Genomic DNA, 15262 nt, shown 5'->3' with positions numbered 1-15262 from the left:
AACATCTGGAACTCCCTTTGAAAATATTCTTGGCCGCGGGAACGCTGATCTTGCCGAATATGGCGTTAGTTCGACACCATAAATTCTGTATTTAGGAGATGAAATGGACAAACAAATAAAAGCCATGTTCCGGGAAGAGGCTCGCAGGATCGTCTCTAAAGATCGCAGCGCCCGGAAATACGGGGCCTCAAACAACCTACCGGGTGACATAACCGGCGCACTAGTCACAGCTTACAAACTTGGGCTTGAACACGGAGAAAGCCCAGACGCGCCGAAACCTGAACTGCCGAGAAATGACGCCTCTGCCGCTTGGGAACTAGTCCCACCAACATCCAGAACTATTCTGAGTTATCTGACATTCAGCTACAGTAATCGAGGTGCAAAAGCTACTTTCATTCCGAGTGAACTTCGGGGGTATTCAGACCCCGCGACAGGACGGCAAAGATGGGCATGGGTAGATCAAGGCGGCAATGCAAAAGGGGATGAACACAGTTTTGCCACCAAAGGGATCGGTCCACTCCTACGTATGGAGCTTCTTACACCGAAAGACGGTGATGAAAACCATTTGGTCCTCACCCCCAAAGGCGATGCAACCTGCCGGCTCTACTGGAGCCGGTCAGACCGTAACGACCCAACTCTACCGATCCAAAGTATGGGAAGGTGAAAAGGAAAGATTGAGAGATTTGCGGAGCATATCAGACTCACTGTTTCCATGCCGCCTACGTCGATCTGCCCCGCAGTTTCGTGTTCGCAACGAATGTCTACAATTCGGGCTGCACTTGCGGCATCCTGACTGTCGCTCCAACGGTAGCTTTAGGCCGCACACAAATATCTAGCGGGAGCCTTTTAATCCCAATGCCTTTCGGCTGATATCAAACCATTGAATGCACCTACTCGAAATCCGCCCGACTTAATCAACTTCGGGAATTCTGGGAGTGAATCGACGTCCAGTTGCGGAATAAAAAGTTCTGCTGAAAATGATGGAGCCTTCAAGCATCGAGCTTCGGTGTACATTTTTATCAATGCTCGGGCGACGGCGTAGGACCCGGCCAGATCAATCTTCGAAACGCGACTGCGATTGATGGGCATAAGGCTGCCATCTTGAGTCGTCGGACCAACCTTAAAGTAGATCAACTCTCCCACACGGCCCAGGCGGATGATATTACTTCGGTCACCACGGTGGATTGACACAACAGGGAACAGTTCGCGTAACCAGACCTTGTTAGCATCACACCATTCAAGCGCTTTTTTTAGCATCAAGATCCCACCGACCGGTTCTTTCCACACCGGGCAAAGATGTTGAAAACCGGCGAATTTGACCTTTGGATCACTACGAACGTCATTGGGTGTAAAAGATCTGTCTCGATTGACCCAAGGTGACCACATGGCCTCTTCGATCTTTGCAACATCCTGAACTCCAAGAAGGATACCGTTTGTCGAGACTTTTGTGCCTGGAGATATTGCGCGATGGCGTGCCTGAACCATGGTTGCTTCAGGCAACACAACAGGTTCGCCCCGTTCGAAAAATGAAGCTTTGTTGGGGCGCACTACGCCTTCACTGACACTTCTAGATGTGTCGGTTTCCATATCGTGATCCACAAGCCACCGAAACGGTGTGCCGAGCTCCATAGGGTCGTCCTTCATGAGTGAAACATGCGGCAAACCCTTTTTGAGAATGCCCCTAATCTCGCGAATGTCTTGTTTTTCGGCACCCATGATCTGTCCTAGGATCGTTTGACGTTCATGTTCGCTTTGTCTCGAAACCAGCAGCTCTTCAATTCTTGCTCGTTCTTCTTCACCAAGATCACGTCTGTGATACGCAATCGATACATCGACATCGCCATAGTCATCACGCTCTGCGAGTGCGCTCCCAAACAGCTTTAGAGTCACGCGCTGCAGTCGATCCGGATCAGAATTTATGTTTTTTGCGCGTGCAACGAGTTTTCGAATGGCGGCCTGAAGTTTGTCTGACCCGAACCTCTTTTGTTTCCTTTCCATTGCCAGGCGATTGCCATTCGGTGTGAGCGTCCAAAAGAAAACTTGGTTCCACACATCGGCAGGCTCTAGATAACCAGCTAGGGCCATTGATCTGAGCAACTGGTCCGCTCGTTGAGCAGTACAATCCATGACCCGAACAACTTCCTCGATTCCGATGCCACCGCTCCGATGTGCCGACCTTAAGATCGTGCGGCATTCTTCAAGTGAGATGTGTTCGATCGCAGCGTGTTTGGAAGCAGTTGGTTCGGGCATAGGTCAAAGATAGGCGCGGTGGAGTCCAAAATCTACCGTGACTCTTGGCAACTGCAGCACATTTTAGCCCTGGCCCTTCAGCAACAAACATCCCTTTGTTCAAATCGCTGTGTCCAGAGGGGCCTTTTGATGGAACTACATAGCATTAGGGGAACCGCGTCGCCGCGGTTCCCCTAACGTGGCTGTATATCAGCCTTTATTTTCCTGCTCTGAATGACAATTCTCAGTCAATGGATCAGGCGACGAGCGACAGACTGGTAACTGCTTCTTGCTCACGATCACCAGCCTCCACAAACGGAATGATCGAGAAAGTGTCGCCACCACGTTGTTCCTCGTTCTGCACAGCGTTCACCCGCAAATCGCCATCGGGCGTGTTGATCAGCAGCGACAGGTAGTCGTTGCCGGTGCGGTTGCTCTTCGCCATCCAGGCGGAACCCACACGGATCGCTTTGCCTTTTGGCGAGCTGACCTCGATCCGGTAGTCGGGATGGGTTTCCTCGGTCTTGTAATCGTTCTCGATGAGCATGAAGTCCAAATCGAACATCATGTTGGCGATGTAACCCGCAAATGCGTTGTCAGCATCCATAGCCGTCAGCTCGCCCGAGATTGAGCCGGATTTCATCGTACCGTTTGAGACCAACGGGATGATCTCGAATTCACCGCTCTTGGCTTTACGCCCTTCCTGCGTTTGCACCGCATTAACGCGGAACGGGCCAAGTCCAACATCGATCTGCATCGAAATGTAAGGATTACCACTGGTATTTCCGGTCTCGTTCCAAGCCGTGCCGATACGCACCTTGCGACCGGATTTATTGACGGCGGTAACGTCGAAGTCGGGGCTGCGCTCGGACATCTTCGGGCGCGTCTCCAGCTGGATTGCGATGTCGAACTTGGTGTTGTGGATTGTGCCGGTGAAGACAGCTGCTGCGGTGTCGGCGGTTTTCGTGAGGGTTCCTGCGAACATGGGTCTTATCCTTCTTGGGTTATCGGGACCTGACATCTTGCCAGACCATCCGAGATTGCTTTGTTGACCCCTCATGGGATCACAGAACAGAAAGCCTGCTTTCAACTTTCTCCCTCGGTCTCCAAATCCGCTGTGCTACATTGTGAAGAGCCTGCGTCGCCGAACGCGCTCCCCCGTCCTTCCTAAAATTTCGACTGGCACATCCAGTTTTTATGACTGGTCATTGTTTGCACCTACAACGTAAAATTCCGCTTCATCCCCGTTCAAGCGGGTTCCCGACTGATCCGTCAGACCGATGGTGCTGCCCCCATGGCGATAAGTAATCAGGTATTGGCCGAGGGCGTCTTTGTGCACAATGTAGCCCGTGTTCGCCCAGTGGACGGCCTGACCCGCATCCACTGCGGCTTTGATAGCTTCTATGTTCATATCGGTCTCCAGTATGTTTTTTGTTCGGGCAGGAAGCCAATGCACCGCGCGTTGGCGCGGGCTTTGGCTTCCGAGGTTTTGCATGGTATGCAGAGCACTTGCCCCGCTGGTCAGGCCGCGTTGCGCGTACTGCCGTTATCACCCGTAATGCGGGACAGAATGGCCACGGTATCCACACCCTCACCGTGCGGCACGAACACCCGCAGCTGGAAGGCGATGATTTCAGTAAAACACCCGAGGGCCTTGAGACCCTCAATCGTACCCTTATCCGTTCCACCAATCTCCAAGCGCACATCGCCCGCAACGCGGCGGCGCGTGAGCGTCAGGCCACGCCCCAAATCGACTGGTGCTGTCGTGCCAAGGGCAGCTGTCAGAATTTCACGAGGTGTTTCAGGGGTACCTGTCATAAACCGCGCCCGAAGGGCTGCGGCCCCGTCCTCGCTAAGCGTGCGGCCTATCATGCTGGCACGGCCTTCGGGCGTGACGCGATAGATACGCTCGTTGCTTGTCGGGATGGTCTTCCAGATCGGCAGCAACAGACCCGTGAGCAGGTAGAGCTTTGTCGTAGTGGTTTTGGGCAAGCTGTCAGCCTCCTCGTCCCAAAGCCGGATGAACTCTGATTGCTCGACAGCCTCCCAAGCCGAGGCTTCGAACTTGCCTTCCTCGAGGTAAGATTTTCCAGTAGGCCGGACAACCTTGCGCATCAGGGTGACAATGTCTTCGTCATACATCTGCATGGGTCGTTTTGAGATCAACCCAACCCGCCCCGATGCGCGATTGACCATAGGGATTTTGTCGAAGTTATTGCGAAGGGCATCATCGGCGCGCGCAATGTGAACAGGATCCGTCACCTCCAATCCAATGATACGTGTCACAGCCCCGGATTGCGGGCAGGTCCAGAGATCCTCCGCCGAAACCTGCCTAATAGTCTCGCCCCGCAGCGTCTCCACCCCAAGATCGAGCGTACCTGCATCCCGTGCACGCTCTGTCTGATCAGCAATGCGCTGCATGAACTCCGCAAAGAGCGCGTTTTGCATATGGATCGGCAACGCCAACACCCGATTGAGGAACCGTTGGATCGGCGGCAATTCTTCCAGCAACACGCCGTCCTTGTCGATCAGGCGCAAGGCCGTCCAATCGGTGAAGACCTCATAACCCATCGCCTCCGCTCGCCCCGCGGCAAGGTCGGCGTAATATCCCCGCAGCGCGGAGCGCGCGATGGGGCTTTCGAGATTGTCCTCCTCGCGAAACATGCCTTGCGAGCCAGTCTCGCGTTGGCCTTTGGTGAGCGCACCAAGCTGATCGAGACGTTTGCTGATTGTTGAGGTGAAGCGTTTTTCACCGTGCACATCCGAGGTGCAGACCCGGAAGAACGGCGCGCTGACCTGCGCAGAGCGATGCGTGCGCCCAAGTCCCTGAATAGCTGCATCCGCGCGCCAGCCGGGTTCCAGCAAGTAATGGCGACGCCGCTTCTGGTTTTTGGCCGTTTGTGCCGCATGATAGGATCGTCCTGTGCCACCCGCATCCGAGAAGATCAGGATGTTTTTCTCGCCATCCATAAAGGCCTGCGTCTCGGACGAATTGCTGCTCGCAGCGCGCTTTTCAATAAAGAGCGCGCCATCGCTGGATTTGAGTGGGCGAATGGACCGGCCCGTGACTTCTGCCACGGCCTCATCCCCGAACGCCCAGAGGATTTGATCCAGTGCCGCGGGGATCGGGGCCAGCGCCATCAGGTCCATCATCGCCTCATCACGTAAGGCCAATGCCTCGCGCGAAACAACCAAAGCCCCTGTTTCATCCCGCAGCGGTTCTGCGACGACATTACCGTCAATTTCCACAAGCTTCTGGGTGTGGATAGGGAAGGCCTGTTCGAGATAGCCGAGCACGTAGTCGCGCGGCGTCAGCGCGCCTTCGACCAGCTCATCATCCGGATCCATCACCTCCAACCGGCGCTTTAACAGGCTTTCGCCCGTCGAGACCACTTGAACAACGCAGGCATAGCCGTCGGAGAGATCCTGCTGAATGGCGCTGACAATTGATGGGGCTTTCATGCCCATCAACAGATGATTGAAGAAGCGCTGCTTTGTACTCTCGAACCGCGACTTGGCGGAGGCTTTTGCAGCCGAGGCATTTGTCTCTCCCGAGGCATCATTGACGCCTGTCGCGGTCAGCGCCACCTCGAGGTTGTGGTGGATCGTTCGGAACGCCCCCGCATAGGCGTCATAGATTTCTGTTTGGGCAGGCGTCAGTGCATGTTCCAGCACATCGTATTCGACCCCGTCAAAGCTCAGCGCCCGCGCCGTGTAGAACCCGAGTGTTTTGAGATCGCGGGCCACAACTTCCATCGCTGCCACACCTCCCGCTTCCATCGCTGAAACAAAGCTCTCGCGGCTCGGGAACGGATACTCAAACCCTTGGCCCCAGAGCCCGAGCCGGGAGGCATAGGCGAGGTTGTGGACAGATGTTGCCCCTGTCGCCGAGACATAGAAGACACGAGCGCGCGGAGCGGCCAATTGCAGGCGCAGACCCGCAAGGCCCTGCTGGGACGGTTTTGCCCCCCTGCCCTGTTCCGATCCAGCCGCATTTTGCATCGCATGGGCCTCGTCAAAAGCGAGCACACCGTCAAAGTCGTCACCCATCCACGCGAGTAGTTGGTTCAGCCGCGTGGTGCCGCATTTACCGGCGGAGCGCAGCGTAGCGTAGGTCACGAACAGGATGCCATCGCCCATGGTGACACGCTGGTCGGGCTTCCATTTCGAGAGCGGCTGGATGTCTGCAGGCGAGCCCCCGAGGTCGGTCCAGTCGCGCACTGCATCCTCAATCAGGGTTGCGGATTTTGATACCCAGACGGCTTTGCGCCGCCCGGACAGCCAATTGACCAGAATAAGGCCTGCGCACTCACGGCCCTTACCGCAGCCGGTGCCATCCCCGAGAAAGTATCCCAAGCGGTATGCACAGGCCGCCGCCTCCTCATCACTGCGCAGCATCTTGGTCTGGTCATCATCGATGGTGAACTTGCCGGGCAAGTCGCGTGCGTGGGCATCGTTGGCCATGATGATGATTTCAAGCTGGGCTTCCGAGAGATGACCCTCTGTAATCAAGCGGTTCGGCAGGCGCAGACCCTCGGCGGCCTGCAAGGACGGCACGGGGGGTGCGACCGACGCCATGGCAATGCTTTCAACCAGCGGCGTCGGGTGTTCCTGTGCACCAGCGATCTCGATCCGCTGCGGACGATAGCGGGCGTATATCTCGGAAATGGGGGTGTTTTCGCGCGGCGTCTCGAGCGTGGTGAACGACAGCGGTGTTGCTGCGTGTTTTGGCGTTTTGGCAGCAGATGCGTTTGACGCATCAAGCTTGCGCGCCTTGTGAGCTGCGGGTTCCATCAGAGGGCGCCCGACATTCAATGAGCGTGCCGCCGTCACAGACGCCACAATCGGACGCGCCTTGGCGATCCGGTCAACGATACTGACCGCTGCATCGAGATCATCGACGGAGGTTCGGATCATCTCGCTGGCCTCATCGACCTTGTCAAAGACCATTAGTTGGGTATCCACGCTGGTGCCGAGCTTGCGATAGACATGGCCGGGGATGGTCAGGGCCAGCCGCGGCGAGAGAATGCTCGTCGCGCGGGTCCAATGTGCAGCATCCCGCTCGGGGGTGAAGCCCATCGGCATGATCGCAACAAGACGCCCGCCAGAGGCCAATCGTTTCGCGGCCCCGATGAGATGCTTGGCAGCGATATGCTTATCGCGGGAGCGATCGACCGAGGATGCAAACGGCGGGTTCATCACGATAACGCTGGGTGCTGTTGTTGATGTCAGCAGATCATCGATGTGCTCGGCATTATGTCCGCTCGCCTGCGCGTCAAACATCACATCAAGCAGCCGCTGGCGAAACGGATCGATATCGTTGAGAATGAGCTTGGCCCCTGCCCGCTTGGCAAAGCCCGCCAGCGAGCCTGTTCCCGCAGATGGTTCCAGCACAGTCTCACCGTTACGGATCGCCGCCGCGCGCACGGCGAGAGCCGCGTAGGGAAGCGGGGTCGAGAACTGCTGCAGGCGGATCTGTTGCTCGGAACGCCGTGTTTCTGTCAAGAGCTGCATCGCGAGGTTCTTGGCAGCACCAAGGAGGTCTGACCCGCTCGCGTCCAAGAAAAGTGTTTGAACAGCAGCAGCCTGCATCATGTCGTAGGCCATACGCCAGTTCCATGCACCGCTGGCATCGCTACCGCCAAAGGTGTCGCGAATGATCTTTGAGAGAGAGGAGCTGCGCAGAGGACCGCGCGCGATCTCGGCGGCGATCAGCGACAGGGTTATTTTGAGTTGCGCAATGGATGGAGTTTGGGTGGGGTACTTCTGGTTGGGATGGGCCATGATTTCTGTCCTTTGTGATCCGGTTTGAGGTTCACAGGACAAAAAGCCCCCTTTGCACTTTATGAGTGCCGAGAGGGCTTTTATTATCTGAATGGCTTTGAAACAGGCCTACCTATGGCCACTGCTGAGCTGCGTGCAGCACTCGCAAGATCACTATGGAACTTGGGTCGTCAGCATAAATCACGATGTAATTTGGACGCACAACCATTTCACGGGTGCCGTCAACACGTCCCACGCGGTACATCTGGGGGTGCTCTGGCAATCGTGATGTCTTAACCTCGATTTCGTCCTTGAGAGCTTGGGCCGCATCTGGATTGTCGTCAGAGATGTAGTCGATAATCGCAAGTAGATCTGCGATTGCCGTGGCCTTCCATTCGAGATCAGGCACGACGCTTCTTATCAATCAGCGCCTGAGCGTCTTGCATTGCCTGAGCCTGCGGAGTTGTCGGCTTTGAGTCGTCCAATGCTTCCTGCACTTTGGAACGGAACCATGCGTCATAGGCGTCTGGATCTGCGGTCAGTCCCGCTGGCAACCCGCCCTCTGCGGCCACGCGCGTCAAAAGGATGCGTACGGCATCCGAGAGCGTCAGGCCGACGCCCGAGAGCGCATCCAAGGCCTGCGCTTTAAGCTGATCATCAACACGGACATGGATCATAGATGTTTGAGCGGGCATATGAATCTCCTTTGGTTGCTGTTGTATCTCAAATGAGATACGCAATCAAGATAGTGGAAAGTTCCACTCTAAGAGCTTCGCCCCGCAAAAAACTCCGCCAACACCGCACTGCCCTCAGCGATTTCGCGACTGATAAGGGTCGATCCCGCCAGAGACGCCTTTGAAAGCCGCACTAGGCTGCCGGTTTCCTCGATGCGGTAGCAGCGCCGTTTTTGACGGCCACGCCTGTAATGGGTTGCTGTGACGCTCTGACAGGTACTGCCATCGCTGAGGGTCACAGGGGATGCGAGCTTGATCTTGTCGCCCTCTGCGTAGTCAGGGATCGCGGCCCAGTCCCGACACCGCTGCCGCCAGGCGTGGGCATAGCTGTCGGGGTCTTTCAACTCGGACAACAGATTGAGAATGCTCAGCGGCGCGCGGGATTCACAGGGGCCAGCGCTTTCCTCCATGTCCTTGTAGCCCCAACACCCGTCGTCAATGCGCGTCAGGAACACTGCACCAAAGGTGAACGACCCATCTTTGTCGATCACATATGTTCGATCCTCCAAAGGCGCCGCATAAAGGCTCTCAACTTTTGCTGCCGCATACCACGTCGAGCCAACCTTACTGGCTTTGACCAGTGTCGTGCGGCGCGTATCTGTCTCGAAGGTGCAGAGACGCGTGATCTCTGCTTTCTCATCGGCGTAGGTCTGAACCCGCCGGTCGGTGTAAAACAGCCAGCCCACTATGCTGCCCTCCGGTCTTCGAGCTCCATGAGTGCATCGAGCGGTACGCGGTAGGGTTGCATGGCGTCGAAGTCCTCACAGTTGCCGCAGTTCTGAACGATTGCGAAGGTGTCGCAGGCGTCCTTCAGGACAACTCGGAATGTGCCACCCAAGCCCGACGGAACCTCATAGGTGCCACCAATCAGGAAGTCTGAGGCGCGACGCACGAAGACGCGGATGGAATGTCCGTCGGTTGCCAACCGAATGGCCCCCTGCCCGCGATCAATGAGTGTTTGCACATCGTCCAAAATGTCGGTGTAGAACTGTCCGGTCAAATCGCGGAACGCCATTTGACGCTGTGCCATCCAATCGCTGTCCCGAAACGGATTGATGCCGTTCGCAAAGGCAAAGCTGGGATCGGACTGCTCGGTGGTGACAATACGGGTGGTAGAGCCGTCAATACCGTTGGAGCGCAGATGCACCCCGTTCCCAACGATGAGGATCAGGGCGGGCCTGTCGACTGGCCCGTTCCAATTGGGCAGGAAGGTTGAACAAGAGCGCGCGTGCGCGATTTGCGCCGCGACAGCGGACGCGGAGAACTTGAGAATAGCCATGGGGATGTCTTTCTTGGTGTTGCAAGGGAATGTCAGGATCTGACCCGCGCCTGGTGTTTCCAAGCGCGGGTCGCCTCAATGGATCAGGCAGCTTTCGCTTGAACGGTCTCGGTTTGAGCGGCGTCTTCCTGCGCATCGACAACCAAGCTGGCGCCCCCGGTCGTTTGCATCATCGGCGGGCACCACGCCGCAACCGCCCGCTGCTGCGCCTCTGTCAGGGTCGCAAAGGGCTCGGCGAAGAGCTTGTCACAAAAGGCGACGATCTCCTTCTTGCTCATGGAGGCCAGTGTCACCGCCTCCTGAGCAAGGCCGAGCTCTTCACCAAGGATTTTGAGCAGCCACGCCTTCTTGAACCGGTTGAACAGCGCCGCGTTCGGCGTCCAATGCGCGCGAATGTCAGGCATGACCTCGATCTCGAAGTCATGCATCAGGCTGTCTCTCTGAACGCTGCGGGCAAAGCAGGATTGCGTCGTGCTGGCCGTGGCATAGGCAACCAGTTTGGCCTTCTCGCCCGCCTCAAGGGCACGGAACGACGCAAACTGATCTGCCGGAGACTTCGCCTCATCCGCCCAGGACAGATCGAGCGCGTCATGCGCCTCGGCCACCTGTTCCAGCGATGTGCTATCGATCTCGTCCATCTTGGCGTGGCTACGGTATTCCTTGCGGGCCTCGACCTTGATGCCGTGAGTTGCGCTCATGGTGCCAAGCACGTCCGTGACCAGCTTGAACAATGTGAGATCAAGCGTGGCCTCCGGATGCAGGGTCATGGCAGCGCCGAGCGCCATTGCCCGTTCGGTCTTGAGGTCTTGGGTCAGCGAGGCTGGGTAGACGATTGCGTCTGCGCCCTGCCCTTCTGTGCCGCCGGACGTGCCGCCGGCGCTGGTCGTCTGCGCCGGCGCCTCAGGCTTGTCCTCTGGCCGTACCAGACCGACATGCAGCGTGATCTTGCTGTTTGACCAGGATGCGATGACACCACCCTGCTCAAGATCTTCGGCACTGTAGGCCTCCTGCAGATCCCGCGCCTCTTCCTCGAGCGCATCCACGCGGTCGTAGAGGGCATTGTAGGCATCCGTCTCTAGGCTCTCATCCTCCATCTCAATCTGCAGTTTCTCGAGCTCCTCGGTGATCGCATCGACACGCTTTTGGCCTGCAGCATCAGGCTCGATCGGGCCGGGATAGACGCGACCGTATTCTGCCATCGTCGCATAGTCGTAGCGCACCAATGCCTCGGCCCACGCAAACCCCAGATCAGCCCGTGCCTCTTCGGCGGCGGCGGTGAGTTTTTCGACCATGATGGTTTCGACCAGTGCGATGTCTTCCAGCACCGAATGCTCCTCGAGGAGATCAGCAGCGATGGGACCACCCCGGGCCTCATAGTCCTCGCGCACGAACGCCCCGATATCGTCACTGACCTGCACACCGCGGGTCTTGAGCGCCTGACGCACCGTGTAGGCCTGCACATAGCTGTCATCGCTTGTTAGAGCCTCGTACACCTCAAGCTGCACGGCCTGGCTCGGGTGGTCCGCAAAGGCCTTCATGGTATCGAGGGTGATCGTCTTGGCGCGCGCGGCTGCGCGGATGTCGGGATGGATGAGGCCATAGCGCAGGCGACCTTTTACGGCGGCGACTGTGGTGCCGAACGTCTTGGCAATTGTCTCAGGTGACTGCCCATCGACCTCCATCATGCGGGCAAACGCCTCGAACTCGTCGATGGCGTTCATCGGGGCTTGGGTGATGTTCTCTGCCAGCGATAGGGCCGTGGTCACATCGCAGTCATCCGGCACCAAGCGGCATTCGACCTTGGTTTTGTTGGTGAAGCCCTTGGCCGTTTTGTCAGCGACCAGCTCATTCAGGGCTGCCCGGCGCCGACCGCCGGCCAATACACCGTACTTGCCATCAATCTTTTGAACCAGCAGCGGTTGGATGATGCCCAGAACGCCGATGCTGGCGGTGAGGTAAGCGATCGCCTCGGACTCGTAGGTTTCGGGTGAATTGCTGCGAACGTTGGCTGGATGAGATGTGAGATCACCGATGGCGACCGAGATAGATTTGAGAGCATGTGTCATGTGATGTCCTTGTTGAGATGTTTGCGCCGCACCGAACATTCGGAACGGCCTGACCAATCCCCGAATTTGAGGATCACACAGAAAAAAGGCCCGCTTTCCCTTTGGAGGGGTCAGCGGGCCTTCAGATTGTGCTTCATTTGCGAGGTTAGGCCCCCTGCCCTTCTGTAATGGGGCATCGAGTCAAGTCTCGAAAAGGCAAACGAATACAACACCAACCACTGCGCTCGATGGTTAGACGGAAGAAATCGGTACATATCGGCATATGAAATCCAACGGTCACTAGCCCTTAGGGCTCAACCGTGGCGACCAAAAATCAGTTGCAGCTTGGGTTTGTGGCTTGCCGAAATGGGTTCCGTCGCAGGGATAATGCTTCTGTCCGTAGTCGGCGCAAGGGCCGCCACACTATACTTGTCCAATTGCAATTCCCGCGTGCCCATCTACCAGACGTACTCGAAACATGTTTTCGGTACTGGGCAGGGGTCGGCATCATCGGGAACAGCGTCCCTGCGAGGGACCTCGGTAAGCCGAACTATCAAGCGCGGCTAACTCCTGTTTTTAGGCTGCAAAACCAATTGGATATTTACGCCTATGCGACACCAGGGGACATGTTCGGTTTGCGAGCGAAACGAAACTCCGTACTGTCCAACCACATCCTGTGAAGGACCACGCCTATGCGACGCGCCAACCCAACCGTCGCGCGCCTTTTGCCCCGACGCTGCGCCACGCGAACTGCCCACGCAGTCAGCCAATTGGGTCGTCCACGATTTAACATGATCGTCGCGGCCTGAACGAGAGCTGTGCGAAGGCTGGTATCTCCTGCCCGGGTGATTTGTCCAATAATGTCGCGCTCGCCCGACTGCGTGCGTCGGGGCGTCAAACCAACCCACGGTACCACGTCCTTAGACGAACGAAAGCGCTCTGGATCGTCGATGGCTGCTTTGACCGTGAGCGCTACTACTGCTCCGACGCCCGGCATAGTCATCATCAATTGGCAGACTGAGTCGGCCTTGGCACGGTCGCGGGTCAGTTTATCGAGGGCTGCCAACTCGCTTCGCAATACTGCGCGAACTCTGAGTATCGGATCTGCGGCGGCTTTCAGCATTGAATTACCTTCAACCAATTCGCCAACACGAAATTCAAAGTTCCCTCTGGAAACCTTGCCAATCTTCAGGCCAAAATTACGCAGGATCCCGCGTATGGACAACTCGAGATTGACGCAGGCCTGCTGGATCGATTTACGCGCCGTCAATACTGCTCGCATTTCCTGCGCGGATACAGACTTACAATGTACCGGTCGAAACCACCCCATCTGGAGAAGCCTCGCAATACCGGCTGCATCCCGGCGATCGGTCTTGATCGGCATGGCTTTCAGGGCACCTTTGACTTGGCGCGTCTCCATCAGCACGGTCTCGAAACCCGCCTCTGTCAAATGCCCATGTAGCCATTGCGAAAGTGGCCCAGCCTCCAAACCCACAGCAGCCACTCTGCCAGAAAGGCCGCGCATAAACTCGACCAGCGCCTCAGGCTCGCTCGCAACCGTCACCTCATTAACTTCTATTCCGTGTGAATTCAGAACGCAGACCGCCGTATTTGCTAGAGATACGTCCAAACCAATAAATAACTCCATTTCCTTGTCCCTTCTAAATATTCTCAGATTTGGGCACGCTTCGTCGCAATACTTCGTATGCAAAATCCGTGTGTCCAGGGCAAAGACACCTCACCTCTGCGGTCACGACAAGCGAAACCGTGGAGATCGGAGCCAGCCCCATTACGGTATCTACCAGTCGGATGACATCATGATGGTGAGTACGCGCACGGTGGTTGCGGGATTGTCAGGGGTCTCAGCGCCGTAGCGGAAATCGCTATCCGCCTCATAAAGATCGATCTTCCAGAAGACCTTTTGCCCCCGAATATCCACGGCACCAAAGTCGTGGCATCCGTCTGGATCATTCTCGGGTTCAAAGACGTCGAACTCACCTGTTGCTTTGATCGCCTCAGCCATGAAGCCATCCTCGGCCTCAGCAAGTGATCGGGTCACATGCATGCGGCCAGCAATAGGTTGATCCGGTGCGATGCCAAGGCAGGCGAGTTTGCGGAAGGCATCATTCTGCGCCGCGATTGCTGTGATGTCGGGGCCTTCGGTTTGAGGGCGTGCGGAGGTGGTCATGGGCTTGTCCTTTCTAGGAAATTGAAAACACAAAACCAAAAGCTTGCTTTCACTCTTTGAGACCCGCAGGCAGCGGCAGCACCAGACCTCTCAAGCTGCCTGATCGGCGGCCCCTGCCCTGCCCGCCTCCGACCGCGCGATCAGATAATCACAGGCCTTCTGCGCGTCCGCCGCATGTTTGAAGATCGCGGTTTTGTCCGAGCGCAGGACACGCAACCAGTGGTACAAATACGACGCGTTCAGCTCTAGCGTATGCGCGGTGAACCCAAGCTCCTGCCCCAAAAAGCAGGACGTCAGTTCAGCCACGATCTCTTCGCGGGAATAGGCTGTGTTGCCAAACCGGCTGAGACCGTAGTCTCGGTGCAGGCGATGGGGCGCCTTGGTGGCATGGGCAAGCTCATGCGCCCAGACCCCGTAAAAGTTCAGGGGGTCCTTGAAGCGCTCGATGCTTGGCATGAACACCTTGTCGACGGGCGGATTATAGCGTGCCTCGATTCCACCAAAGACCGTCGTAATATCGATGGCATCAAAGAACGTCTGCATATGCTCGATTGGCGCGGACGGCGTATGATTGGGGACCGGACAGGCATCCGAGTGGAAAGCATCCGGCAAGCCCTCAATTTGATCTGCATTGAACACGCGGTATGATTTTTGGAACCGAAACACGCGCGCTTCTTCGGTGTCTCCATCATTGGTGTCTTGATCATCATCCGACTGCGTTCGACTTTGGCCATAGTATACAACAACAGATGAGCGTTCGCCCTTTCGGATCTTTGCTCCAAGAGTGTTTGCCTGCGGCACGGTCATCCAGAACGGAGAGGTATACCCTGCCATCACCGTGCGCATAGTGAGCAGAAAGTTGTTCACGCCTTGATAGGGCTCACTGTTGTGGCGCAAGGGACGTGCGCTGCCACCAGCGGTCCACGGTTTGCGCCAGGGGAGAACACCACGTTCGATAATGCGGATCAATTCATTGGTGATGGCGTCTGATGCGTCGAATTTGGACGTGCGGGAACGGGCCATG

Annotated in this window: 13 protein-coding genes; 1 reads left to right on the top strand and 12 read right to left on the bottom strand. The window is 56.8% G+C overall.

The features are described from left to right. Positions 1-103 precede the first annotated feature (103 nt). The gene (locus tag IV89_RS18190; RefSeq protein WP_146152952.1) at positions 104-664 is read left to right on the top strand and encodes a hypothetical protein; all 561 of its coding nucleotides are present in this window, start codon (positions 104-106) and stop codon (positions 662-664) included. A gap of 182 nt (positions 665-846) precedes the next feature. Here IV89_RS18190 and IV89_RS18185 read toward each other — a convergent pair whose 3' ends face one another. The 12 genes from IV89_RS18185 to IV89_RS18130 form a co-directional block, all read right to left on the bottom strand. Beyond that, positions 847-2127: a hypothetical protein gene (locus tag IV89_RS18185; RefSeq protein ID WP_037945146.1), complete on the bottom strand. Its 1281-nt coding sequence runs from the start codon at positions 2125-2127 to the stop codon at positions 847-849. A gap of 358 nt (positions 2128-2485) precedes the next feature. Further along, positions 2486-3214, bottom strand: coding sequence for a DUF736 family protein (locus IV89_RS18180; RefSeq protein ID WP_037945147.1), 729 nt, complete (start codon positions 3212-3214; stop codon positions 2486-2488). 210 nt (positions 3215-3424) lie between these two features. Further along, positions 3425-3640, bottom strand: a complete 216-nt coding sequence (locus IV89_RS18175) for a hypothetical protein (RefSeq protein WP_037945148.1) — start codon at positions 3638-3640, stop codon at positions 3425-3427. Positions 3641-3750: 110 nt separating this feature from the next. Continuing rightward, entirely contained in the window at positions 3751-8013 is a 4263-nt protein-coding gene (locus IV89_RS18170) for a strawberry notch-like NTP hydrolase domain-containing protein (protein ID WP_037945149.1), read from the bottom strand. Between the two features lie 112 nt (positions 8014-8125). Continuing rightward, entirely contained in the window at positions 8126-8401 is a 276-nt protein-coding gene (locus tag IV89_RS18165; RefSeq protein ID WP_037945150.1) for a type II toxin-antitoxin system RelE/ParE family toxin, read from the bottom strand. Further along, entirely contained in the window at positions 8394-8687 is a 294-nt protein-coding gene (locus IV89_RS18160) for a type II toxin-antitoxin system RelB/DinJ family antitoxin (RefSeq protein ID WP_037945151.1), read from the bottom strand. Before IV89_RS18160 ends, IV89_RS18165 begins: the two co-directional genes overlap by 8 nt. Before the next feature lie 68 nt (positions 8688-8755). After that, positions 8756-9412, bottom strand: coding sequence for a hypothetical protein (locus IV89_RS18155; RefSeq protein WP_037945153.1), 657 nt, complete (start codon positions 9410-9412; stop codon positions 8756-8758). Beyond that, positions 9412-10005, bottom strand: a complete 594-nt coding sequence (locus IV89_RS18150; protein WP_037945154.1) for a hypothetical protein — start codon at positions 10003-10005, stop codon at positions 9412-9414. The genes IV89_RS18155 and IV89_RS18150 overlap by 1 nt, the downstream gene beginning before the upstream one ends. A gap of 83 nt (positions 10006-10088) precedes the next feature. Further along, the gene (locus IV89_RS18145; RefSeq protein ID WP_037945155.1) at positions 10089-12071 is read right to left on the bottom strand and encodes a ParB/RepB/Spo0J family partition protein; all 1983 of its coding nucleotides are present in this window, start codon (positions 12069-12071) and stop codon (positions 10089-10091) included. A gap of 586 nt (positions 12072-12657) precedes the next feature. Next, positions 12658-13698, bottom strand: coding sequence for an IS110 family transposase (locus IV89_RS18140; RefSeq protein WP_037945156.1), 1041 nt, complete (start codon positions 13696-13698; stop codon positions 12658-12660). 150 nt (positions 13699-13848) lie between these two features. Then, positions 13849-14238 (bottom strand): DUF3768 domain-containing protein, encoded by a 390-nt coding sequence (locus IV89_RS18135; protein ID WP_037945157.1) that lies wholly within the window; start codon positions 14236-14238, stop codon positions 13849-13851. 90 nt (positions 14239-14328) lie between these two features. After that, on the bottom strand, positions 14329-15261 hold the full coding sequence (locus IV89_RS18130; protein WP_037945158.1) for a zincin-like metallopeptidase domain-containing protein: 933 nt from the start codon (positions 15259-15261) through the stop codon (positions 14329-14331). Position 15262 lies beyond the last annotated feature (1 nt).

The sequence above is a fragment of the Sulfitobacter sp. CB2047 genome, assembly GCF_000735125.2.
Classification (GTDB): Bacteria; Pseudomonadota; Alphaproteobacteria; order Rhodobacterales; family Rhodobacteraceae; genus Sulfitobacter; species Sulfitobacter pontiacus.
Note: the sequence above shows the minus strand (reverse complement) of the source record. Positions and strands in the feature narration are given on the sequence as shown.